Below are 23,540 nucleotides of genomic sequence, written 5' to 3'. Positions count from 1 at the left end.
CCGTCGCTTACTGGGCGGTGTATGCGGATTTTCGTATTTGCGAAGACGTGTTTCGAGTTCTTCTATCCGCTCGTCCTTCTGGTCAAGTTGCTCTTGCAACTGATCGATCTTCTTGTCCTTCCGCTTGTTTTCTTGCTCAAGTTCTTCGACCCGCTGCTCAAGCTGAAGCAACCGAGAAAATAGCTCTTCTTTGGTGAAATCGTCTGCGTTCACAGACTCCACCAACCAGTTATGACAGCAGAGGCAACGGGATGGGCTCCGCTGCGGAGCCCATCCCTGAGAGTCGTATCCGATGTCTGCTGCCTGTTCATGTCGCGTCCGTTGAACGCTTCCTACGAGACAGTACCGAAATCAGCTCGGGCTAAACACATACNATCCGATGTCTGCTGCCTGTTCATGTCGCGTCCGTTGAACGCTTCCTACGAGACAGTACCGAAATCAGCTCGGGCTAAACACATACGAATTCGGAAAAACTCGTTACGAGCTTCGGTTCGACGGGACCCCGTTCCGTTTCACCGAGGAAGCCGGCAGTGCTAGTGCTGACTCCTTCGACGGATTTGGTTCCGCTGTCGACCTCTTCGACGTATACGCCTGGTGATAGGTATTCTGGCATTTATTTCGCTCCTCCAGTTGCCCGGGTAGCAGTCCTGTATTTACAATCAGATAGTATAAAACTTATCCATCGGATAACTCCGTGATCGGAGACGACGCAAAATATTATTCGATTTTCTAGATTGGTACTGTCATATAGAAATCTAAATTGCCGGGTTTTATGCCCTTCATAACGTCGAAATAGTGTAATTCCGCATGATGAAAACGAGCCGAATTCGGGCCACGATTAGCAGCCGATCGCAGTCTCACCGACGCTCACTCGGTACCCGACCTCGCTAAATAGACATAATTAAATGGAATACCGGCGCAATAAACAACACTCACTACGCCATGGCCCAGGATCCGGACCACAGCGACGGGGAGAGGGGCGGTCTATCGCAGTTCCGGAAGAATCGGTTCTTCAGCGGAAAGCTGATGACGCCCCGCGATATGGAATCGGACCAAGAGTACCACGCCGAGCGACTGCATACGCTCGCCAGGTTCGTGGTCGGCAGCGGGATCGTCCACGGACTCGCGGTACGAACAATCAATGAAACCGACGACGGGCTCGAGGTGACGATCGAACCGGGGTTAGCACTGGACGGACGCGGTCGGCCGATCGTCGTCGAGCAGGTGACGACGAAATCGCTGCCTCGTCCGTCGTCGGAGGAGATTTCGCTCTCGATTCAGTACGACGAAGTCTCGATGGAAACCGTTCCCGTCCCGAACACGGACGATGCCGTCGACGCGGAATCGACATCGAACCGTATCGTCGAGGTCTTCGAGCTCGCGTATCAAGAGGCGACCGATGATGGGAGTCGGTTCCGCGACGTCGACGTTCCGTCCGTCGAAACGGATACGGACGCGGAGACGGTACGGGAACGGCTTCTGCAACGGTATCACGACGAGCATCGGTCGTCGATCCCGTCCGACGCGGACACGGCGGTGTTCCTCGGCTCCTTCGAACGGACGCCCGACGGCGTCTGGACGGAAGTGGACGATTCGGCCCCGCGGGAGTTCGTCTACGATCACGAGTTGCTCTTCGAGGCGATCATCGATCACATTACGGACACCGATAATCCACACCGGACGCCGATCGAACGGGAACCACCCGATATCCCGGACGATATCGGGGCAATCACCGATCGACTCGACGCCCTCGAGACGGAACTGGGCGGGCTCAAGCGGGACCAGACGGCGCTGACCCGGTATATCATGCGCAAGACGCTCAAGGACCGGGCGCGGTTCTTCGACGCGTTGGCCGGTCGGATCGAACAACAGACGAGCGAAGGGGGACGACTCGCCCGCGAGATCGCGGCGATCTCGCGTGCTGACGGCGAGCGCATCTGTGAAAACGAGGAGGCCTACCGGCACCACTTGCAACAGGTCCTCGAGCATCTCATCGCACTCGGCGACGATCTCGAGGGTGCGACGACCGAAGGAAGCCTCGAGCGGTACCTCGAGTCCGTCTCCGAACTCCAGGCGGCTCTCGAAGCCGACGACTCCGTCCTCGAGTTGGCCGAAGCTCAAGACCGGGTGTGTGAGGCGGCGGACTCGCTCGAAGTACTCGTCGAGATCGTCCCGGACGAATAGCGTCGATCGGCGAGACCCTCACGGTCCCCGCGAAGGGACCGTCGGGCGCGTGGTCCTCGCGTTACTCGAGCAGGAGGAGGCTCGGGTTCTCGAGGTATTCCATGACCGTGTTCGTGAACTGTGCGCCGACGGCACCGTCGATGAGGCGGTGGTCGAACGACAGCGACAGGGTCATCACCGAACGGGGTTCGATCGATTCGGCCCCGGTCTCGTCGGTGACGACGCGGGGCTTGCGCTTGATCTCGCCGACTGCGAGGATTCCCGCTTCGGGATAGTTGAGAATCGGCGTGGCGTACTCGCCGCCGATACCGCCGATGTTGGTGATCGTAAACGTCGACCCGCGAAGTTCGTCGGGCCCGATCGTTCGATCACGGGCTTTTTGGACGAGTTCGTTCATCTCCGAGGAGAGTTGGAGAAGCCCCTTCCGGTCGGCGTCGTCGACGACCGGCACCATCAGCCCGACGTCGGTCGCGGTCGCGACCCCGATGTTGTAATAATCGCGGTAGACGATCTCCTCGTTTTCCTCGTCGATGACCGCGTTCATCTCGGGGTGTTCTTTTAGCGCCGCGATGACGGCTTTCATGATGAACGGCATATAGGTCAGCCGAATCCCGCGCTCCTCGGCGCGCGGTTTGAGATCCGACCGGGCCGCGACGAGTTCGGTGACGTCAACCTCGTCGTGGTGGGTGACGTGCGGGGCGCTGTACTTCGACTCGACCATCGCATCGGCGATCCGTTTGCGGACGCCCCGGAACGACTCGCGGCGTTCGCGTTCGCCCTCGGCAAAGCCGGCACCCGTCGTTCCGACCGGCTCGCCGGCGGCGACCGCCTCGGCGTCGGCTTCCTGCGCCCGGCGCTGGCGGTCGGCGTACTCCCGGACCGCTTCGGGGGTGACGAACGCCTCGCCGTCGCGCTCCTCCGTCGCCGGAACGGCGTCGATGTCGACGTCCTCCTCCGCGGCGAGCCGACGGGTCGCGGGTGCGGCGAGGGTCGTGTCGCGGTCCGCCGACTCGGTCCGTGCCGGCGTCTCCGAGTGCTGGGGGCTCGAGGCCGCGGTCGCCCGGTCCGTGGACGCTCCCGCGGCGGTATCGGCACTTGCACTCGCGTCGCTCGAGTCAGCCGGTCCGGATGTCGCCCCGCCGGACGCCGATGCGGGCGTCCGTGACTGATCCTGCGCCGGGTCGTCGACGGCTCCGCCGCCCGTTGCTGCCTGCACGTCGGCCGCAGTGATCCGTCCGCCGGGGCCGCTCCCCTGGATCGTCGAGAGGACGATCCCCTGCTCACGAGCCATACGGCGAACGCGCGGGGGCGCGAAGACACGATCGTCGGGCGGTGCGACCGACTCGGTGTCGGCCCCGGTCGCGCCGGGGTCGCCCGTCTCCGCTCGGTCCGGTTCAGTGGGCGCTTCGGCCACGTCGTCCTCGCTCGTGGCGTCGCCGCCCGCTTCCGTCGGACTCGAGTCCTCGCCCTCGACGTCGAACGAGATGATCACCGTCCCGACCGGGACGATGTCACCCTCCTCGACGTGTAACTCGCGGACGGTGCCGTCGACCGGTGCGGGGACCTCCACGAGCGCTTTGTCAGTCTCGACCTCCGCAACCGGTTTGTCCTCCGAGACCGCGTCGCCTTCCGCGACCAGCCACGAGACCAGTTCGCCCTCCGCAACTCCTTCGCCGACGTCCGGTAATTCGAACTCCCTGACCATGTTAGAACTCCACCGCGTCTCGAATGCCGTCTTCGATGCGCGCCGGTTCGGGCAGGTAGTAGTCCTCGAGCGCGTACAGCGGGAACGGCGTGTCAAAGCCCGTGATGCGCTCGACCGGCGCTTCCTGATACAGGAGCGCCTCCTCCTGCAGGGTTGCGGCGATTTCCGCCCCCAGTCCGCCCGTCTTCGGGGCTTCGTGGACGACCGCCGCGCGACCGGTCTTCTCGAAGGACTCCACGATCGTCTCCTCGTCGAGGGGCGACACCGTTCGGAGGTCGACGACCTCGGCGTCGATCCCCTCGTCGGCGAGGCTCTCGGCGGCCTCGAGCGTCGGCCGGGTCATCGCGCCCCAGGTGTAGACCGAGATATCGGTCCCCTCGCGACGGACGGCCGCTTCGCCGATCGGGACCTCGTACGATTCCGTCGGCACCTCTTCGCGGAATGCCCGGTAGATGAGTTTCGGCTCGAGGAAGACCACCGGATCCGGACTGCGGATCGCGCTGGTCAACAGCCCCTTGGTGTCGTATGGAGTCGACGGGATGACGACCTTGAGCCCGGGCTGGTGGGCGAACATCGCTTCGCTCGACTCGGAGTGGTGTTCCGGCGCGCGAATCCCGCCGCCGTAGGGGGCACGGATGACCATCGGACACGTGTACTGCCCGCGCGAGCGCGTCCGCAGGCGCGCCGCGTGCGAAACGATCTGGTCGAAGCCGGGGTAGATGAATCCCAGAAACTGGATCTCGGGAACCGGTCGCATCCCGTAGGCGGCCATCCCAATGGCCGTCCCGATGATCCCCGACTCCGCAAGCGGTGTGTCGACGACCCGGTTGTCCCCGAACTCGTCGTGGAGCCCCTCGGTCGCGCGGAAGACGCCGCCGTTCTTGCCGACGTCCTCCCCCATGACGACGACATCGTCGTCACGTTCCATTTCGGTGTGTAATCCGTCCCGTACCGCCTGTACCAGCGTAAGGTTCTCTGATTCTGCTGCCATGATATCACTCCAAGAGCACGTCGTCGCCGTGCTTCTCGCGAACCGACTCGAAGTACTCGAGTTGTCGTTGTAGCCGTCGAGGCATCCCCTCGTACACGTGCGCGAAGATCTCCTCGGGGTCGGGCCGTTCGACCGACTCCGCGGCGTCGATGGCGTCGGCGACTGCCTCCTCGATCCGCGACTCGATCGTGTCGACTCGCTCGTCGTCGAGGATGCCGGTCGATCGGAGATACGTCTCGAGACGCGGGATGGGGTCCTTCTGCTTCCACCGTTCGACCTCCTCGTCGGTGCGGTAGACCGACGGGTCGTCGGCCGTGGTGTGTGCCCCGAATCGGTACTGGACCGCCTCGATCAGCGTCGGCCGCAGTTCGTCCGCGCCGGGGTTTTTGGCCTTCTCGACGGCTTCCTTGGTGACCTTGTACACAGCGAGCGGGTCCATGCCGTCGACCTGCACGCCCTCGAAGCCGTAGGCGGTGGCCTTCTGGGCCAGCGTGGCGCTGGCCGTCTGGCGCTCGCGGGGGACCGAGATCGCCCACTGGTTGTTATTACAGAAGAAGACGTTCGGCGTGTCGAAGACGCCGGCGAAGTTCAGGCCCTCGTGGAAGTCCCCTTCCGAGGTAGCTCCGTCGCCGAAGTAACAGATGAACGCCTTCTCTTCGTCTCGCAGTTTCGAGGCCCAGGCCGCGCCGGTCGCGTGCGGAATCTGGGTCGCGATAGGAACGGCGACCGAAAACATGTTGACGTCCTCGGGGATGTAGTTGCCTTGCTCGTGGCCCATCCAGTAGAGCAAGGTGCGCTCCAAGGACAGCCCCCGGACCAGCCCGACACCGTGTTCGCGGTAACTGGGGAAGACCCAATCGTCGTCGGCCAGGGCATGGGCACTGCCGATCTGTGCGCCTTCCTGCCCCGATAGTGGCGGATACGTCCCCATCCGCCCCTGTCGCTGGAGGCTGACGGCTCGTTCGTCGAAGCGACGGACGAGTCGCATCTGTTCGTACATCTCGACGAGTTGGTCCTCGGAGAGGTCGGGTACCTCGGCACCCTCTCGGACGCGGCCGGCGTCGTCAAGGATCTGTACTCGTTCCTGCGGATCGCGCTGTAACGTACTCACGGGAAGACCCACCTGTACATACTCAGTGTGAGTATCGCTCAGGGTAAAGGAGTTTCCCAAATAGTTTACTATCAGTGATATTCTTGCCATCCGCTCGAAAACCATCGTACGACGGCGGACAAGTATGGACAGGGATGAGCCGAACAGCCTATTTGTTTTTATTCGTCCAATCCCACACTCAGTTACCGGCTGGGACTGGACGAACCCACAGTTCGGTCGCACGCGCGACTCGGCGATCACGCGGGCCGGCCGCTCAGGACTCGGTCTGTCGGGGCTCCGTTCGGCGCGCATCGGCTCTCGCCGCTGCGACGCTCTTGCCCTCCCGCAAAACGGCATCGACGAACAGTTCGCCGGCCTTGTACGACGACCGCACCATCGGACCGCTGGCACAGTACAGGAAGCCTAACTCCTCCTCGGCGACGCGACGCCACGTCTCGTACTTGTCCGGATGGTCGTAGCGCCGGACCTCGAGGTGATCCCGCGAGGGGCGCAGATACTGGCCCAGGGTAACGATGTCGACGCCGCGCTCGCGCAGGTCCGCCAAGGTCTGGTAGACCTCGTGATCGTACTCGCCGTGACCGAGCATGACCGAGGTCTTGGTGTAAATGTCGCTTTCCCGCTCGACCTGCTCGAGCACCGACAGGGACTGCTCGTAGCCCGCACGCCGGTCTCGGACCGGGAACTGCAGGCGCTCGACGGTCTCGACGTTGTGGGCGATCACGTCGGGTTCGGCGTCGATGATCTTCCGGACGAGTTCCGGCTCGCCCTGAAAGTCCGGAATCAGGACCTCGACGAGGATGCCGGGATGACGGGCTTTGATCTCGCGGATCGTCTCGGCGAAGTGGCCCGCGCCCTGATCCGGGAGGTCGTCGCGGTCGACGCTCGTGAGGACGACGTAGTCGAGGCCGATTTCGGCGACGGCATCGGCGACGTTTTCCGGTTCGTCGGGGTCGAGCGCCTCCATGCCGCCCGTCTGGACGTCACAGAAGTTGCAGGCTCGAGAGCAGCGATCACCCATCAACATGAAGGTAGCCGTGCCGCCGCGGCTGTCGTCTCCGTCGGGTCCCGATCGGCCCGACCAGCACTCGCCCAGGTTCGGACAGTTGGCCTCCTCACAGACGGTGTGGAGGTCGTGCTCCCGCAGCGTCTCTCGGATGCCGGCGAACTCCTGCCCCGACGGTGGCCGACTTTTCAGCCAGTCGGGCTTGCGCGCGCGACTCATACCCCATCATGGGGTCGGGCAGTGAAAAACCGTGGTGGTCGCCGAAGCCGCGGCGTTCGCGATTTCGCCGATCAACGCGTTCGATCGTACCGCGATTAATCGCTCCGTTCCCCGATAGCTTTACGGACGGGTGTGGAATAGGCGGGCCCGATGGCCTTCGGCTCGACACCCGACTGGTTCCACATCAGCGACGACGAGGATATCGTCTGGGAGAGCCGTCCACACCCGGTCGCGATGGGGTCGACGCTGCCGGTCGGGGTCGCGCTCGCGCTCGCCGGCTTCCTCGTCATCGGCTGGAGCGGGGCCGACGGCGTCGGCCTCTTGACGATCATCGGCGTCCTCGTGACGGTCACCGGTACGGTACTCGCGTTCGCCCGCTATCTCGTCTGGACGAACACCCGCTACGTCATCACCTCCGCCGAACTCTACACAAAGCGGGGAATCGTCTCGCGGGACGTCACCCAGTTTCGCCTCGAGCGCGTCCAGAACATCAGCCTGCGCCAGTCCGGACTCGGTCGCCTGCTAGGCTACGGCGATCTAACCGTCTACACCGCCGGCTCGGGAGATCCGGAACTCGTCTTCGAACGCGTCCCCAAGCCCGACCGGGCCAGCAGCCGACTCAGTGACCAACTCGAGACCGTCACGACCGACGGGTCGGCCGTCTAACGGGGACGGGCGGGAGCGTCGACTCACGCCACCCGCTGATCCGGTCCGGGAGCGGCCACATGTGGGGGACCACAAGACCCATTAGACCAACTGACTTCCTGCGAGTATACAATGTCTCCAAAACCGACACCGTCCGACGGGGAACCGATCTCGCGCGGCTCGAGCGTCGCGGCGAGTGCGGGGCTCGGTGTCTTCGCGGCCGCGATCGGCTATCTCGTGACGTACCTGTTAGTCGGGAGTGACGTCCGCGAACTCTTCGGTGAGGACGTCGCCCAGTGGAAGGGCGTCGCGTGGTACTTCTACGAGGCCCACATGGTCGACATCGAGGCCAGTAGTCAGGTCGGCTCGTTCAGCGGCACGCAAGTCCTCGATCTCATCGCCGAATCGGGTGCCGACCTCCTGTACGTCGTTCCGCCGCTCGTGTTGCTCGCGGTCGGCGCGTTGCTGGCCGTGCGGTGGTCCGTTACCGACCTCGGCGATGCCGTCATCGCCGGTGCGCCGGTCACGATCGGCTACGCAGCGGTCATCGGCCTCGGGGCGATCGTCGCCGAATCCACCGCGGAAGCGTCCGTCTTCGGTATCGAGGCCACCAGTTCGATCGCGCCGGCACTCGTCCCCGCGATCGTGCTCGGCGGCGTGTTGTATCCGCTCGTCTTCGCCACCACGGGCGCTGCGATCGCCGCCGTCGTCAACGCACAGTAGCGACGACTCGAAGGAAACGCCTTTGACCCGGCACCCCCCGTTTCCGTGTGATGGAGGTCGCCGAGGTTCTCCCCGAGTTCGCCGACGCGTTTGCCTTCGAGGAGTTCAACCGGATGCAACGCGAGGCACTGCCCGCACTGCTCGAGTCCGAGGAGAACGTGGTCGCGAGCGCGCCCACGGCCTCGGGGAAGACGGCGCTCGCGGAACTGGCGATCTGTAAGGCGCTCGCCGACGGCGGCACGGCGCTGTTTATCGCCCCGATGCGAGCGCTGACCAACGAGAAGGAAGACGACTGGGACCGGTTCGAAGACCTGGACTACTCGGTCTACGTCGTCACCGGCGAGCGCGATCTCAACCCCCGTCGCGCGCGACGCGCGGACATCCTCGTGATGACCCCCGAGAAACTCGACTCGGCGACCCGCAAACACGATTCGCAACGGTACGACTTCGTCACCGACATCGATGTCTGCGTGATCGACGAAGTCCATCTGCTCGACGCCGATCGACGGGGGTCGGTGCTCGAGGTGACCATTTCCCGCCTGCGTCGGCTCTGTGAGCCCCGGATCGTCGCGCTCTCGGCGACGATGCCGAACATCGACGACGTGGCGGCCTGGCTCGATGCGCCCGAGGAGACGACCTTCGAGTTCGGCGAGGAGTACCGGCCGGTCGAACTCAACGCCGGCGTCAAGACCTACACCCACGGCGACAACTCCTTTGCGGACAAGTACCGTCGTCTCTACCGGGCGCTGGACCTCGCGGAGCCACACCTCCGGGAGGACGGACAGGCGCTGGTCTTCGTCTCCTCGCGGCAGGATACCGTCCAGGCCGCCAAGAAGGCTCGAGACGAGATCGCGGAGCGCGACATCCCGATGGGCGCTCGCGGCGACTACGATTTCCATACCGACTCGAAGGACCTCGACGACGCCACGCTCCGTAAATCGGTGCTCGACGGCGTCGCCTTCCACCACGCGGGGCTCTCGAAGAACGACCGCGACCTCGTCGAGGAGTGGTTCAAGGAGGGCCACATCGAACTACTCTTTTCGACCTCGACGCTCGCCTGGGGCGTCAACCTGCCCGCCCGCTGTGTGGTGATCCGGGACACGAAACACCACGACCCGCTCGAGGGCGAAGTCGATATGAGTCCCCTGGACGTGCTCCAGATGCTCGGCCGCGCCGGCCGTCCGGGGTACGACGACATCGGCTACGGCTGGGTGATCTCGGATTCGGCCGAGGCCGACAAGTACCGGCGACTGCTCCGCGACGGCAAGGAGATCGAATCGCGACTCGCGGAGAGCCTCGAGACCCATCTCAACGCCGAAATCGCGATGGGGACGATCACCGATCTCGAAGACGTCATGGACTGGCTCGAGACGACCTTTTACTACGTCCGCGGCCAGTCCAGACCCGACGACTACGACTTCCCGAACCTGCGACAGCGGGTCCGGGACTGTCTCGAGGGGCTGGTCGAACGCGGATTCGTCGAGACCGGCGAGGAACTCTCGATCGAGGCCACGCCGCGGGGCGTGTTGACCTCGAAGTACTACCTCCGACTCGATACGGCGGCCCGCTTCGCGGCGCTGTGTGACCGCGTCGGCGGCGATGCCGACGGGGGCGACGAGTTGACGACCGGCGACGTTCTCGAGGCGGTCGCGACCGCCGCCGAGTTCGATTCGGTCTCGGCCCGGCAGGACGAACGCGACGCGATCAGCGCGGTCCTCGTCGGCGAGGACACCGACGACCTCGAAGCCGGCCAGCGGAAGGTGCTCGCGATCCTCCGCAGTGCGGCGAGCGGAACGACGCCGTCGGAACTCCGCAGTGACGCGTGGGTCATCCGCCGCAACGCGACGCGACTGGTCTCGGCGCTCGGAGCCTTCCTCGATCGGTTCGTCGGACCACACGCCGCGAACCTCGCACGCCGGATCGAGGCCCGCATCGAGAACGGCGTCGCCGAGGACGCGGTCGGCCTGACCGCCATCGACGGCGTCGCGTCGGGTCGCGCGAGCAAACTCGCGACGGAAGGACTGTCGACCCCTGGCGATGTCGTCGACGCGGGCGTCGAGGAACTCGTCGATGCCGGCCTCTCCGAAGGCATCGCCGAACGCGTCTACGAGGGAGCCCAGTCGCTGCCCGCGCTCGAGATCGAGTGGGGACAGTTCCCCGAAACCGTCGCGACCGGCGAAAACGACGTCCGTGAAGTGACGGTCCGAAACGTCGGCGAACCCGGCCGCGCCGGCATTCGAGTCACGGTCAACGGCGTCGAGATGACGAGCACGAGCACCTACCTGCGCGACGAGGAGCGCGTCCCGGTCGGCGTCTTCGGTGCCGATGCCGACGAACTCGAGTTCACCGTCAGCGTGGCGTTCCCCGAGGTCCCGCTGGTCCCCCACGCCGAGACACGAACGGTCTCGGTCGAGTGAGCCCCGAGCAGCCGTGACCGAGCACCACGAATCCTCGCGGAACGGCTGGAAGACCGCTACAGTCGCTCCGCCACGGTCAGCGTACACTCCCGAAGCGCCGCCGGCGAGGCCACGACCTCGTCGGCGGGCGACCGATCGATGTCGCCGTGAGCGTCGATCCGATACGCGATCACGACCGTTCCCGCTCGAGCGGCCGCCTCGATCCCGTTCTCGGAATCTTCGACGACGACGCAGTCCGCGGCCGGGACGCCTATCTCGGCGGCGGCGTACTCGAAGATGTCGGGCGCGGGCTTGCTCGCCGCGTCGATGTCGTCGGCGCTGATCACGTGGTCGAACGCGGTCTCGAGATCGAAGCGCTCCGTGACCATGCCGATCCAATCGTGGGGCGACGAGGAGACGAGCGCGGTCGGAACGCCGCGGTCGTCGAGTTCGGCGAGGAGATCGTGGAGGCCGTCGAGCAGGGCGGCACGCTCGGTATAGATCTCCTCGGCGGCCTCGGTGAACCGCTGGACGAACGCCGCTCTGGAGATGGCCGCGCCGTACTCGTCGTCGAGGTAGTCGTAGATCTCACGGAAGTTCATCCCGCTCGTTTCGGCGACGGCGACGGCTTCGTCGGGGACGGTGGCCGGGAGAATCTCCTCGCGCTGGAACTCGACCCAGTAGTCCTCGCTGTCGACCAGCACACCGTCCATATCGAACAAGACAGCAGTCATGTACGGCCAGCTATTCGATCGGGCCGTATAGCCGTTTTGTCGGCACGGGGCGGCTGTCAGCGGACGACCTCGCCGCGCCGGTCGTGTTCCATCTCCGTCTCGACCGCCGCAGCAATCGTCGCGTCGAACTCGCGCTCGAGCAGCCACAGCGCCAGATCGATCCCCGCGGTCACGCCGCCGGCGGTGAGCACGTCGCCGTCGTCCACCACGCGCGCGTCGTGAACGGTCGCGGCGGACGCCTCGAGGTCGCCCATTGCGACGGCGTGGGTCGTCGCGGGTCGGCCCGCCAGTACGGCCGCTTCAGCCAGTACCATCGCACCGGTACAGACCGATGCGATCGTCGACCCGGCCGCGAATCGCTCGCCGACGGCCGCGGGGACGGCCCCGTCGTCGACGACAGCCCGGACCCCACCCTCGGTGGTCCAGCCGCCGCCGGGAACGAGCAGGATATCCGGGTTCCCGAGCGTCCCGTCGGGCTCGACGCGCAAGCCGTGGCTCGCCGTCACGAGATCGGTCTCCGAAAGCGTTACCAGTCGCGTCTCGAGGGACGCGCCGGCCTGCGCTCCGTTTTCGAACACCTCGTAGGGCCCGATCGCGTCGAGTTCGTCGAAGCCATCGAACAGGACGATATCGATAGTCGTCTCGGTCATGGAGAATAGTCGCGATCGGTGGGCAAATCCGTTGCGTCTAACATAGCCCGTGTCCACGAGCCGTCGCCGTCGACCGGACGCCGCGCCACGGCGACGACGGAAACCGCGCGACGGCACGGCGAATTTTGAACGGAGTTCCAACGCAGTTCGTAGGGAGTCGGGTGGGACCCGAACGGAGTTCTAACCGACTTCGAACGGAGTTGCGTCGGAGTTCGAAAAATACCCTTGAGGGTGCCTCGAGTCAGTTGAGACGCAATGGTTCGAACACCGACACGCATCGGCGTACTGTGTCTAATTGCGCTGCTCGCGACGAGCGTCGGCGCGGCGGCGGCCGTCGGCGCGACCGGCGGTCCCGCGACCGACGCGGCGCTACAGGACGACGGAATGACCGACGACGGGATGAACGAGAGCGACACGAACGACGGCGGTGGCATGGACGACTCCATGGGCGAGGATGACAGTATGGGTGAGAACGAGAGCATGGATGGCGACGACATGAACGGCGAAGACAACATGAACGACGGTGATAGCGCCGACTCCGACGCGGAAAGCGAGATGGACGACAGCGGTAGCAACGACGCGCTCGGAACCCCCGCGATGGCGGTCGCTGGCGTTCTCGTCGTGGCGGGACTCCTGGGAATCGTCGCGATGCGCCGCAAGAACTGATCGGCCGACTCACGACTATCACGGAACTAATCACACACCCATGACTCCCCACCTGTCCCGACTCACGAACGCCCACGTGACCTGGCGCGCCCTCACAGCGATGATCGCCGCCGTGGCCGCGGTCGCCGGTTCGTTCGCCTACGCCGGACTGACGCCGGCCTTTATCGGCGAACCCGCGGCTACGTTCGTCGTCGAAACGATGCCCGCCGCGATCGTCAACGCCGTCCTCGATACCCTCGGCTCGTTCGCTGAACCCGCGAGCTTTCTGCTGGCGCTGGCTCTCGTCATCGCCGTCCTGACCGGTGTGATCTTCGGCGCGCTCCAGTTCGGGGCCGTCGCCGACATCCAGTACCTCGCAGTCCCGCTTGCTGGCGGCCTCGTCTGGCTGCTCGCGGCTTGGACGACCGGTGCGCCGATCGCCGCCATCGCAGCCGGCTTCCCGGCCGCCGCGGTCGTCGGCATCGTTGAGGTCGCCGCAGCACGGGACCCACTGAGCGTCCGTCGGGACCGCACCGTCGATCGCTCCAAGCGAGCGACGCTGCAGGCCGGTTTCGGTACCCTCTCGCTGTCCGGCCTCGCCTACGTCGCCGGCCGGCGACGGACGCCCGACTCGAGCGTCCCGTACCTCGACGGTGGCACTCGCCCGCCGGTCGCCGAGCGGGCGCTGCTGACCCAAGCGAACGGCGACGCGTTCGATCTCCCGAACGCACCGGGGCTGATCAGCGAGATCGGTGACTTCTACACGGTCGATATCAATACGATCGATCCGATCGTCGACCGAGCGGACTGGTCGCTGTCGGTCACCGGGGCTGTCAGTTCGGAAGTCGAACTCGAGTATGACGAACTCCGGGACCGCGACGCCGACCGGTTCTACAGCACGCTGCGGTGTGTCGGCGAGGACCTCAACGACCGGGAGATGGATACGGCCGTCTGGACGGGTATCCCGGTCACCGATCTGCTGGCAGCGGCTGGCGCCGACGAGGATGCCGCGTACGCCGTGATCCACGCCGTCGACGGCTACTGGAACACGGTCACCCGCGAGGCCATCGAGCGATCGTACGTCGTCTACGGTATGAACGGGCGCGTGTTACCGCGGGAGCACGGCCATCCCGTTCGCCTGCTCGTCCCCGGCAACTGGGGCGAGGTGAACGTCAAGTGGATCAGCGAAATCGAACTCACCGAGAACCGGCAGGCCGGTTACTGGGACGAACGCGGCTGGGACGGTACCGGCGAGGTCGAGACCGTCGCCAAGCTCTGGTCGGTCGATCGCGGCGACGACGGGACGATCACCGTCGGTGGCCACGCCTACGCCGGTCTTGAGGGCGTCGAAACCGTCGAGGTCTCGACCGATGGCGGTGACACCTGGGTCGAGGCCGAACTCTCACCGCCGCTCGAAGGCGAGCCACGAGACGTCTGGCGGCAGTGGCGGCACAGCTTCGAGCCGACGGCCGATAGCCACGAAGTCGTCGTGCGAACGATCGATGGAACCGGGGCGGTCCAGACCGAGGAACCATCGGGAGCGAAACCCGATGGAGCCACCGGCTGGGTATCCCGCACGATCGAGTCATGAGCCATGCTCCGACACGACGACGAATTCGGCGGGCACGAGAAGGGCCACGACTGCCAACGGCACGGCAATCGGGAGCAGCGCGATGACGAACGCGGCATCGCTGCTCGCGCTCGCAGTCGTGTTTTCCGTGCTGAACCTCGTTCTGCTCGGGGCACTGTCGGCCGTCTGGCTCTACAACTATCGGACGTTCCGGAACAGGCAGGTACTCGCGCTGTGCTGTTTCGCAGTCCTGCTGGCCGGCGAGAACGTCGCCGCCGTCGCCTTCCATCTCAGTATGGGCATGCTGTACGCCGACGCCACCGGCGCAATCCTCGTGGCGACCGGACTGCGAGGACTCCAGCTGGTCGCCCTCTGCTTTCTGGCGTGGGCGACGCTGCGATGACCGACGCCGGTTCGCCCCGTGTCGAGTCCGGGCTGTCGGGGGTCGCCGATCGGTCGCGCCCCCTTCTCGAGCGCGGGGGCAGAGCCAGAGCGCTCTGCAAAGCGCTGTGTTACCGCGTCCTCATGCTCTGTACGACGCTGGTGATCGCGCTGGCCGTAACCGGCGATCCGGGGACGGCGATCGATCTCGGCGTTGCGACGACAGTCGTCAAGACGGCGACCTACTACGGCTACGAACGACTGTGGAACGCGCTCTGAACCCGCGTCCGACTCACCGCAGCGTCACGGAGGCGAGAAACACCAGCGCGATGAACTGGAGGGCCCGCAACAGGGCGACGACCTGCTGGACGATCGAATCGGAGGCATAGAACATCCCCGAACTAAAGAAGAAGTAGATCGCCACCGCGTTCTCGAGCGCCAGTACGACGCTGAAGGCGAGCAATCCGGCGACGAGCGGTGTTTTGAACCGCCGGTAGTTCTGCACCCAGACGTAGGTGAGCGCCGCGAGCAAGACGATATTCCCGCCCGAGAGGATCGCCGCCGCCGTAATCTCCGTTGACATTGCCATCGGTATCACTCCAAGTGCTCCGTGATCGATTCGAACTCGTCCCAATGACGGTCGAACCGGTCGGTGAGGAAGTACAGCTCGCCGTAGGTCTGCCCGCCGCGTTCGACGACATCGTGGTCTTCGAGCAGCTCGAGGTGATGCCGTACGGTGTTATAATCCACCTCGAGTTCCTCGGCCAGCTGGTTCGCGTTGCGGGGTTTGACCTCGAGTGCACGGATGATTCGTGCCCGGTTTTCGCCGCCACGTGTGCCGGCGATGAGGTACCACAACGCTTTTTCCATCGATTCCTTCTGTGATTCTCGTGAGCGTGTAAAAAGGGTGTGGATTGGCAACCGTTCTACGGCGGGACGCGACCGGGCGGCGAGCCGCGAGAGCGCTCGAGTCGGTGAGCGACGCCTCGCCGTCGAGCGCGCGCGACTCCGTCGCCGTCTCGGTGCACTGGTATCGGTCACCCCATCACCGAGTCACTCACTATCGTCGTGGTAACCCCGCTCGATCGGCGTTGAACGGGCCACAAACCGACGGAAACGTGTTTCAAATGGCGTCAAACGCTCGAAAATCCGGTTCACGGCGACCCCCCTTCAAGTCGATCGATCCACCGAGAATCGGATGCAGTATGAAACGAACGACGCTCATCGCAGTCACCTGCGCAGTACTGATCGCGGCGACCGGTTTCGCCGCTGCAGCACCCGGAAACGCGCCCGTTTCCGTGGACTCGAGTGCGGAGGACGCGGCGGACCAGCAAGCGAACGACCGCGCGAACGGCAACGCGGAGCACCGTGAGAACGGAGCGGCGGCCGACAGCGGTGCGGATGCCAGCACCGGACAGGGGCCGAGCGGTGACCTCCCCGAGCAGGTGCCCGATCACGTCTCAGCGATCCACGACCGGGTTTCGACGTTCCTGAGTGGTGGCCTCGACGGCTCGCTCGGCGATGCGATCAGCAGCGTGACGCCGGCCGACGACGAGACCGCAACCAAGAACAGCGAGGCTGCTGATAGCGCTGCCGACGACGGCGACGCTGACGACGGGACCGAAACGGACGACGCGAACGTCGACGGAGACGAACAGTCCGACGACGCCGGGCAGCCCGACACCGAGAGCGAACGGTCCGACGACGACCGAATCGAGTCGACCGAGAGCGACGAGTAACCCGTCGGGGACCCCATATCTATGCCACCGGTCACACCACCAGCGTCGCTCGGCCTGGAAGATCGGGTGCTGACGGTCGCCGTCAGCCTGCTTGTCGGCGGCGTCGCCCTCCACGCCGGCACGCACGTCCTCGCCGACGGGCGGGACTACGCCCACGCGGTGGTGACCGCGTTGCTCGGTGCGCTGGCCTGGGCCCTCCTCGAGCCGATACCGCTGATCGGCGGCGCGGTGGCGCTCGTCACCTGGGTCGCCATCGTCAAGCGACGGTATCGGGTCGGCTGGCTCCGGGCCGCCGGCGTCGGCGTCGCAACGTGGGCGGCCGCAGTGGTCGTCCTCGCGGCCCTCGAACTGATCGGGATCGGCTCGGTCTCGGCGCTCGGCGTGCCGGGTGCCTGAACCGCGTCCCGGCTGGCGTTCGCTTCGACTACCGCAGTCGAACTGCCGGGCCGCCGTCCAGTTCCCAGCTGACGCACTTCCGCCACCACGTTCACACCCGCACCCACCCCCACTGGCGGTTCCGGACGGCCAGTTGCTGTCGTTGGTTCCGATCAGCGCCGCGCCGACAGGGACCTCGATTGCGGGTACGGGGCTCGAGCGGTACCGTTCGTGTCGGTCTCGGACCGGCGATAGCGGACGGCATCATTATAATTGGCCAGCCGTAGAAGCAGGTTCCATGGTCTCCGTCATCGGACCGTTCGTTGCCTTCCTGGTTGCACTGCTCATCGGCGGACTGGCGATCTTCGCCAGCGCGCGGCTCATCGTCGGTGTCGACGACTATTCGCACGCGGTCGTGACGGCACTCCTCGGCGCAGTCGCGTGGGCGCTGACCTCGTGGATACCGCTGCTCGGCCCGATACTCGCGCTGATCGCCTGGGTCTGGGTGATCAACTGGCGATATCCCGGCGGCTGGGGGACGGCCGCGGCGATCGGCGTTATCGCCTGGTTCGCCGCCCTCGGTATCCTCTTCGTACTCAACGTCGTGTTCCGTCTCGGCGTCGGCGCGTTCGGGGTTCCCGGCACGTAACCGAGTCGTCGGTCGTATCGTCGAGGCAGTCGGCGGGGCGGGTCGGCCCCTCATCGGCAGTGGTGAGACGCCCGGAACGGCCGCCGGCGGTAGTGGCGGATAGATGACTATTTCAGGAGAGGAGCGGCGTTTACGTGTCGGAAACGTGCCATTCGGGCCGGTTCTAGGACTTCCGCATGTTTTAACAGAGGTGGCAAGTACCGACTCGTATGAACGTTCGCGCCGACGCGATGGCCGTGGTCGTCGCGGTCCTTCTCGTCGCAACGGGGCCCGTCGTCGCCGTCACCGGAGCCACGAGCGCCGGGCAGCGCCAGTCGAGCCCGTTCGCAGTCCAGCAAGACCGGATCGACGCGGACGAGGTCCGAATGGACGTCGCGCTCCGGCCGAACGGGACCGGCGAGTGGACCCTCGAGTTCTGGGTTCGGCTCGACGACGAGGAGAGCACGACGGCGTTCGAATCCCTGCAAGAAGAGATTCGAAACGATCCCGAAAACCACACCCAGTCGTTTGCCGATCGGATGAACGAGACGGTCGCGACGGCGAGTACCGCGACGGGCCGCGAGATGACCGCCGACGGGTTCGACGTGACGACCGCGCGGCAGTCGCTCGCACGCGAGTACGGCGTCGTCCGGTACACCTTCCGTTGGGAGGGATTCGCGGCCGTCGAGGGCGACGACCTCCGCGCGGGCGACGCGGTCGAGGGGCTCTACCTCGACGACGGGACGCGGCTCCTGCTTACATGGCCGAAGGGCTACGAGCGGACATCGGTCACGCCCGAGCCGGACGACGAGCGCGACCGGGCCGTGATCTGGCGCGGCGGCGGGACCGACTTCGTCTCCGGGGAGCCACAGATCGTCGTCACCGACGGGGGAGCCGGCCCGAGCACGGCCGCGATGGCGACCGCTGCAGTCATTCTCGGTGGGTTGGCCGTCGCCGGCGCGTGGTGGTACCGGACTCGCGGGTCGGCGACGGCGGGGACGACCGGCGGAGGCGGCGGCCACGAGTCGGATTCCGATTCCGAACCCGTCCCGACCGGCGGTTCGGGGACCGCACCGACGGCGGCGACGGACGACGGGTCGACGAGTACGGGCACGGCCGACGCGCCCGATACGGACCTTCTCAGCAACGAAGAGCAGGTCCGCCGACTCATAGCGGAACGGAGCGGCCGGATGAAACAACAGGCGGTCGTCGAGGAACTCGGCTGGACCGACGCGAAGACCAGCAAGGTCGTCAGCGGTCTCCGGGAGGACGGGCGACTCGAGTCGTTCCGTCTTGGTCGCGAGAACGTCCTTTCGCTTCCCGAGACCGACGACGAGCAGTCGGAGGGCAGCAGTGAGGGGAACACATGACTCAGCATCGACCGTCCGGCGGCTCGACCGCGCCGGCGGAATCGGAGCCGGCCAAATCGACGAAATCGACCGACGGCAACGGATCGAAAACGGCGTTGAATGGGGGCAACCGTCGATGAACCCAAGTCACCGTCTCCCGTCACCTTCGGCAAACGACCCGATCACTCACCAATGAATCGAACCACGTCGATCACGCTGGCAGCGCTCCTCGTCGTTGCGACCGTCGCAGTCCCGCTCGCCGCGGCGAGCGTCGTCTCGAGCGGCGAACCACAAGCGGAACCCGACGCCGACGCGGGCACCGAGTCGATCAGACCGGGCGAGCGATTCGCCGCCGCCGTCGGCGTCCAGAACGCCGCACTCGAGGGCGACATCTCGGAGCGAGCATTCGAGACCAGCATCGCAAACGCCGAGTCGAACCGGACGAAAGCCGCCGTCATCGCCGCGGGCGTCAACGAGACCGACGCCCGCATGACGGCCCTCGAAGACGAGCTTGCGGACCTCAACGAGTCCCGCGAAACCGGCGCGATCAGCGAGGGACGCTATCGCGCCGCCGTCGCGACGGTCGTCGCCGAGCTGCGGAGCCTCGAGCGGCGGGCCGCAACGGCTGAGACCGCCGCAGCCGAGTTACCCCCCGAAGCGCTCGCGTCACACGGTCTCGACGAGGAGGCGATTCGAACGCTCCGGGAACGAGCCGGCGATCTCGGCGGACACGAAACCGCGGCGGTCGCCCGCTCGATTGCCGGCGACGATGTCGGCGGCTCGGCCGGGACCGCACACGATTCCGAGCGTCCGGAGGCCGGTCCCGCCGAACCCCGAGACGACCGACCTCCGCGTACCGACAACGAGACGAACGGGAACTGAGCGATAGCGGCCACGCCACGTCCGTTTTTGATCCTCGGTGCCGTAGGTCGACGGAATGACCCGCGCGTTCATAGCGATCGATGTCGCGACCGGCACCGCCGGCGAGGTGTGTCACCGCCTACGCGACGCCGATGGCGTCGTCGAGGCTCACGTCATCACGGGTGATTTCGATGTCCTAGTCGAGTTGACGGGCGACGACCAGCGCGACTTGCTCGAGACGATGACGACCGTCGTCCGACCGCTCGAGGACATCGGGGCGATGCGAACGTACGTCTGTCTCGACTGATCGCAGCGACCATCCCGCTCGGAGCGGAGCGCGCCGTCCGCGAGTTTAAGTACGAAACCGCGGCCACCCACCCTATGATCGACGATGCGATCCGCGTGCTCGCGGGTGACTGTACCGTCATCGCCGAGGATGCCGACCGGGAGGAGTACCGCGGCCGAGTGACGACGATCGTCAAACCGGACAACACCGTCCTCGTCCACGACATCGACGGCTATCAGCCCGTCGCCTGGTTGACCCGCGCCGACAGCGTCTCGAGCGACCGTCGGGACGGCTTTTCCCTCGTCGCGAAGAAGGGGACCCAGACGCTGCGGATCGCCGCCCACGAGCGGGACGGGTTCGCCCACTATCCGGCTTCGGCGGCCGGAACGCCCGTCGGGAAGTGTCCCGACTGCGGCGCGGCGTTGGTGCGCTCGAGCGGCGTCCACTGCGTCGGCTGCGGCGACCGCTACGGCGTGCCGGCGGACGCGACGGTCCGCGACGAGCACTGTGATTGTGACTGTGGCCTGCCCAAGATGCGCGTCGAGCGTGGTCTCGCGTTCAACGTCTGCCTCGACCGAGGGTGTGAATCCCTCGACGCGGCGGTCAAAGAAGCGTTCGACCGCGAGTGGGCGTGTCCGAAAGCGGACTGCGACGGCGACCTCCGCATCCTCCGGCGCGGCGGACTCATCGCCGGCTGCGAGCACTACCCCGACTGCGACACCGGCTTCGCCGTCCCCGCTGGCGTCGTCGATGGCGAGTGCGCCTGCGGACTCCCGACCTTCGAGACCGCCAGCGGCATCCGGTGTCTCGACGCGACCTGCGACCGTGCCCTCGAGACCCCGCTCGCGGACGACGCCGTCGCCACCGACTGAACGGCATGGCCGAACGCAACGGCGGCAGGCACCCGTACGACAGCACACTGCGATACAGTGACACGGTCCCCGGGCGATCGATCCGCAGCCACTTAGTGTCGGCCGGCCAAACCCCGGCTATGTCACTCGAGGGACGGTTCGACGTGGACGACGGAGTCGTCCGCGTCGGCGGCGACGCGCGCCAGCGATATCACGACTCGCGGGGATACGGCTATCCGCTCGAGGGGAACGAAATCGCGCTTGCACCCGTGGAAGCGGCCCACCTGCTCTATCGGGGGGACCTCGAGACGGTCGTGAATACCGCGAGCGGCGACCGACTCGGATTCAGAGCGTTCATCGCCCGAGAGCCTGGCGACGATTTCGGCGTTCGGTTTCTCGTCTACGCGGACCTGCGATCGCGCGGCTTCTATCTTTCCCCCGCGTCGGAGCCGTGGGTGTCCGATCCGCCCGGCGGCGAAGCCGATTTCGCGGTGTTCCCGCGAGGGAAGGGACCCGGCGACGGCGAAATCGCCTACGCCTTGCGGATCATCGGCGAGCGAACGGATATTCCCGCCGCCGAACTCCGGGAAGGCGTGCTGGCCGTCGTCGACGAGGAGAGCGAGATAACCTACTTCGAGGTCGACAGTCGTGACCCGACCGGTACGTCGGACGCCGACGCGTCGCTGCCGGAGGGCTGTGCGGCCGACCTGCTCGCCGACCGGGTCGTGGTCTGGGAGCCGCCGCTCGGCCTCTACGAGCGAACGTTCTACGGCCAGCCGCTCGAGGGCCGGGAGTACGACGAGCCGACGCTACAGTGCTCCCTGCTCGAGGCGGCCTACCTCGCCGAACGGGGTGCGATCGATCTCGAGCCGGGGACGGTCCGCGAGCGCGGCCGCGAGGTCGAGGGTGAGCGGTTCGACCGGCGGCTGAGCGTCTACACGGCGCTTCGGGAGCGTGGCGTGGTCCCCAAGACGGGGTACAAGTTCGGTGCGGACTTCCGGACCTATGCGGACGTGGAATCCGTCGAGAACCTCGGCCACTCCGAGTTGCTCGTTCGCGTCCATCCGGCCGACTACGTCTTCGAACCGCGGGATCTGGCGCTTGACGTGCGGCTCGCCCACGGCGTCCGGAAAACGATGGTGTTCGCGCTGGTGGCCGACGGGGCCGAGGGGACGAACGGAATCGAGTGGTGGTCGCTCGAGCGGCTGACGCCCTGAACCGGTCGCCGACCACCCGGTCGACGATCGGTCGGCCCCGCATCTCGAGGCCCAACCGAACGCCGGTCCGCGCGAGCGGAATCCTGAAACCCCCGACGGACGAGGACCACACCATGCAACTCGAGGTACTCGGCGTCGGCGGCGCGGGCTGTCGGATCGCCGACGCGATCCGGGCCGCGGAGCCGACCGACCACTCGTTTCTCACCGACGTCTTCGCGTTCGATACCGACGGGAGCAGCCTGAGCGGGACCGTCATCCCCGAATCGCATCGATTCCGGTACGGCCCCGACGACATCGACGGCGGTCTCGGGGGCGATCTCGAGCGTGGGCGGACCGTCGGCCGGGCATGCGCCGACGACCTCCTCGAGCGCGTGACCCGCACCACGGCTGCGGCGGCCGACGCGATTCTCGTCGCGGTCGGCCTCGGCGGGGCGACCGGCGGGGGGACGGTGCCCGCGCTCGTCGCCGCGCTCCAACAGCGGACCGACACACCGGTCTACGTCCTGGCGACGCTGCCGGCCGACCGCGAGTTCGACGCGGCGGCCGACCGCGCGAGAAGCGGGCCTCGCGGTTCCGCCGCCGATGCGCCGCGACCGAACGCAGCGGCGAACGCCGTGGCCACCCTCGAGCGACTCGACGGGGTCGCGAGCGCGATCATCACGTTCGATAACGAGGACTGGCTCCGTCCCGGCGAGGCGCTCCGTGACGGTCGCGACCGCTGTAACCGAGAGCTGGCGACGCGCATCGCGGCCGTCTTCGCCGGCGGCGGCGATTCGGATGGGGCAGTCGCCCAAACCGTCGTCGACGCGAGCGACATCCGACGGATCGTTGGCGATCAGTCGGCGGTCGTCGCACTCGGCTACGGCGACCAGACGGTCGAGACGAACGGCTCGCGGTTCGGGCTCGGACTCCTGTCGGCCGAGCCGGACGTCGACACGAGCGACGCGGTCAGCGCCACCGAGACCGTGGTCAGGAAGGGGATTCACGGGAAGCGCTCCCTCGAGTGCGACCCCGAAACGGCCGAGCGCGGACTGCTGATCGTCGGCGGGCCGCCGGCGTGGCTCAACCGACGGGCGATCGCCGAGGGCCGGCGAACCCTCGAGTCGGCGATCGGCGGCTCGGGCATTCTCGGCGGCGACGCACCCCGGCTCGACGGCGACCGGGTCTTCGCGGCGGTCGTCCTCGCCGGCGTCGAATCGGAGCGGATCGAGGCGTTACGAGCGGCGGCCGACCGGGCCGAGACGGCCGATTGACGGCGGTCCCGTCTCCGGTCGGAG

At 66.3% G+C, this 23,540-nt stretch carries 25 protein-coding genes and 1 pseudogene; 17 read left to right on the top strand and 9 right to left on the bottom strand.

Annotated features, from left to right (window positions below):
- Nucleotides 1–213, bottom strand: a pseudogene (locus C487_RS19450) (IS66 family transposase); the annotation flags it as partial.
- A 729-nt stretch (nt 214–942) separates the two neighbouring features.
- Here C487_RS19450 and C487_RS08125 point away from each other — a divergent pair.
- The gene (locus C487_RS08125; protein WP_006185241.1) at nt 943–2,184 is read left to right on the top strand and encodes a hypothetical protein; all 1,242 of its coding nucleotides are present in this window, start codon (nt 943–945) and stop codon (nt 2,182–2,184) included.
- Between the two features lie 61 nt (nt 2,185–2,245).
- Here C487_RS08125 and C487_RS08120 read toward each other — a convergent pair whose 3' ends face one another.
- The 4 genes from C487_RS08120 to lipA all read right to left on the bottom strand — a co-directional run bounded on the left by C487_RS08120 (nt 2,246) and on the right by lipA (nt 7,213).
- The gene (locus C487_RS08120) at nt 2,246–3,889 is read right to left on the bottom strand and encodes a 2-oxo acid dehydrogenase subunit E2 (protein ID WP_006185240.1); all 1,644 of its coding nucleotides are present in this window, start codon (nt 3,887–3,889) and stop codon (nt 2,246–2,248) included.
- A 1-nt stretch (nt 3,890) separates the two neighbouring features.
- Entirely contained in the window at nt 3,891–4,880 is a 990-nt protein-coding gene (locus C487_RS08115) for an alpha-ketoacid dehydrogenase subunit beta (RefSeq protein WP_049908022.1), read from the bottom strand.
- Between the two features lie 4 nt (nt 4,881–4,884).
- Complete coding sequence (pdhA, locus tag C487_RS08110) at nt 4,885–5,991, bottom strand: pyruvate dehydrogenase (acetyl-transferring) E1 component subunit alpha (RefSeq protein WP_006185238.1); 1,107 nt, start codon at nt 5,989–5,991, stop codon at nt 4,885–4,887.
- A 253-nt stretch (nt 5,992–6,244) separates the two neighbouring features.
- Nucleotides 6,245–7,213 carry a lipoyl synthase gene (lipA, locus tag C487_RS08105; RefSeq protein WP_006185237.1) on the bottom strand — a complete coding sequence of 323 codons (969 nt, stop codon included), beginning with the start codon at nt 7,211–7,213 and terminating at the stop codon, nt 6,245–6,247.
- Between the two features lie 150 nt (nt 7,214–7,363).
- Here lipA and C487_RS08100 point away from each other — a divergent pair, with 150 nt between their 5' ends.
- The 3 genes from C487_RS08100 to C487_RS08090 all read left to right on the top strand — a co-directional run bounded on the left by C487_RS08100 (nt 7,364) and on the right by C487_RS08090 (nt 10,998).
- On the top strand, nt 7,364–7,879 hold the full coding sequence (locus tag C487_RS08100; protein ID WP_006185236.1) for a PH domain-containing protein: 516 nt from the start codon (nt 7,364–7,366) through the stop codon (nt 7,877–7,879).
- Nucleotides 7,880–7,990: 111 nt separating this feature from the next.
- Nucleotides 7,991–8,581: a hypothetical protein gene (locus tag C487_RS08095; protein ID WP_006185235.1), complete on the top strand. Its 591-nt coding sequence runs from the start codon at nt 7,991–7,993 to the stop codon at nt 8,579–8,581.
- 50 nt (nt 8,582–8,631) lie between these two features.
- Nucleotides 8,632–10,998, top strand: coding sequence for a DEAD/DEAH box helicase (locus C487_RS08090; protein WP_006185234.1), 2,367 nt, complete (start codon nt 8,632–8,634; stop codon nt 10,996–10,998).
- A gap of 56 nt (nt 10,999–11,054) precedes the next feature.
- On the opposite strand, the gene C487_RS08085 is transcribed toward C487_RS08090, so the two are convergent.
- Together C487_RS08085 and C487_RS08080 are read right to left on the bottom strand one after the other, a co-directional pair.
- Entirely contained in the window at nt 11,055–11,711 is a 657-nt protein-coding gene (locus C487_RS08085; protein WP_006185233.1) for an HAD family hydrolase, read from the bottom strand.
- Nucleotides 11,712–11,767: 56 nt separating this feature from the next.
- Nucleotides 11,768–12,361 carry a DJ-1/PfpI family protein gene (locus C487_RS08080; protein WP_006185232.1) on the bottom strand — a complete coding sequence of 198 codons (594 nt, stop codon included), beginning with the start codon at nt 12,359–12,361 and terminating at the stop codon, nt 11,768–11,770.
- Nucleotides 12,362–12,616: 255 nt separating this feature from the next.
- On the opposite strand from C487_RS08080, the gene C487_RS08075 reads away from it, so the two are divergent.
- From C487_RS08075 to C487_RS08060, 4 genes are all read left to right on the top strand, one after another.
- Nucleotides 12,617–13,027 (top strand): hypothetical protein, encoded by a 411-nt coding sequence (locus C487_RS08075; RefSeq protein WP_006185231.1) that lies wholly within the window; start codon nt 12,617–12,619, stop codon nt 13,025–13,027.
- Nucleotides 13,028–13,067: 40 nt separating this feature from the next.
- The gene (locus tag C487_RS08070) at nt 13,068–14,597 is read left to right on the top strand and encodes a molybdopterin-dependent oxidoreductase (RefSeq protein ID WP_006185230.1); all 1,530 of its coding nucleotides are present in this window, start codon (nt 13,068–13,070) and stop codon (nt 14,595–14,597) included.
- Nucleotides 14,598–14,679: 82 nt separating this feature from the next.
- Nucleotides 14,680–14,979, top strand: coding sequence for a hypothetical protein (locus C487_RS08065; protein ID WP_006185229.1), 300 nt, complete (start codon nt 14,680–14,682; stop codon nt 14,977–14,979).
- Complete coding sequence (locus C487_RS08060; RefSeq protein WP_049908026.1) at nt 14,976–15,236, top strand: DUF2061 domain-containing protein; 261 nt, start codon at nt 14,976–14,978, stop codon at nt 15,234–15,236. The genes C487_RS08065 and C487_RS08060 overlap by 4 nt, the downstream gene beginning before the upstream one ends.
- A 13-nt stretch (nt 15,237–15,249) precedes the next feature.
- On the opposite strand, the gene C487_RS08055 is transcribed toward C487_RS08060, so the two are convergent.
- A complete protein-coding gene (locus tag C487_RS08055; RefSeq protein ID WP_049908021.1) occupies nt 15,250–15,546 on the bottom strand; it encodes a hypothetical protein in 297 nt (98 codons plus the stop codon).
- Between the two features lie 5 nt (nt 15,547–15,551).
- Nucleotides 15,552–15,827, bottom strand: coding sequence for a winged helix-turn-helix domain-containing protein (locus tag C487_RS08050; protein WP_006185226.1), 276 nt, complete (start codon nt 15,825–15,827; stop codon nt 15,552–15,554).
- A 335-nt stretch (nt 15,828–16,162) separates the two neighbouring features.
- Here C487_RS08050 and C487_RS08045 point away from each other — a divergent pair, with 335 nt between their 5' ends.
- The 9 genes from C487_RS08045 to C487_RS08005 all read left to right on the top strand — a co-directional run bounded on the left by C487_RS08045 (nt 16,163) and on the right by C487_RS08005 (nt 23,516).
- Entirely contained in the window at nt 16,163–16,696 is a 534-nt protein-coding gene (locus C487_RS08045) for a hypothetical protein (protein WP_006185225.1), read from the top strand.
- A 21-nt stretch (nt 16,697–16,717) separates the two neighbouring features.
- Nucleotides 16,718–17,092, top strand: a complete 375-nt coding sequence (locus C487_RS08040) for a hypothetical protein (protein ID WP_006185224.1) — start codon at nt 16,718–16,720, stop codon at nt 17,090–17,092.
- Between the two features lie 277 nt (nt 17,093–17,369).
- Nucleotides 17,370–17,720 carry a hypothetical protein gene (locus tag C487_RS08035; RefSeq protein WP_006185223.1) on the top strand — a complete coding sequence of 117 codons (351 nt, stop codon included), beginning with the start codon at nt 17,370–17,372 and terminating at the stop codon, nt 17,718–17,720.
- A gap of 209 nt (nt 17,721–17,929) precedes the next feature.
- Entirely contained in the window at nt 17,930–19,069 is a 1,140-nt protein-coding gene (locus C487_RS08030) for a DUF7345 domain-containing protein (protein ID WP_006185222.1), read from the top strand.
- Nucleotides 19,070–19,240: 171 nt separating this feature from the next.
- Nucleotides 19,241–19,930, top strand: coding sequence for a hypothetical protein (locus C487_RS08025; RefSeq protein ID WP_006185221.1), 690 nt, complete (start codon nt 19,241–19,243; stop codon nt 19,928–19,930).
- A 55-nt stretch (nt 19,931–19,985) separates the two neighbouring features.
- Nucleotides 19,986–20,216, top strand: coding sequence for an Lrp/AsnC ligand binding domain-containing protein (locus C487_RS08020; protein ID WP_006185220.1), 231 nt, complete (start codon nt 19,986–19,988; stop codon nt 20,214–20,216).
- Nucleotides 20,217–20,290: 74 nt separating this feature from the next.
- On the top strand, nt 20,291–21,067 hold the full coding sequence (locus C487_RS08015) for a hypothetical protein (RefSeq protein WP_006185219.1): 777 nt from the start codon (nt 20,291–20,293) through the stop codon (nt 21,065–21,067).
- 119 nt (nt 21,068–21,186) lie between these two features.
- The gene (gene endA / locus C487_RS08010) at nt 21,187–22,263 is read left to right on the top strand and encodes a tRNA-intron lyase (protein WP_006185218.1); all 1,077 of its coding nucleotides are present in this window, start codon (nt 21,187–21,189) and stop codon (nt 22,261–22,263) included.
- A 113-nt stretch (nt 22,264–22,376) separates the two neighbouring features.
- Nucleotides 22,377–23,516: an FtsZ/tubulin family protein gene (locus tag C487_RS08005; protein WP_049908025.1), complete on the top strand. Its 1,140-nt coding sequence runs from the start codon at nt 22,377–22,379 to the stop codon at nt 23,514–23,516.
- The last annotated feature ends 24 nt before the right edge of the window (nt 23,517–23,540 follow it).

Origin of the sequence: Natrinema pallidum DSM 3751, assembly GCF_000337615.1 — an archaeon.
In the GTDB taxonomy this organism is placed as follows: domain Archaea; phylum Halobacteriota; class Halobacteria; order Halobacteriales; family Natrialbaceae; genus Natrinema; species Natrinema pallidum.
Note: the sequence above shows the minus strand (reverse complement) of the source record. Positions and strands in the feature narration are given on the sequence as shown.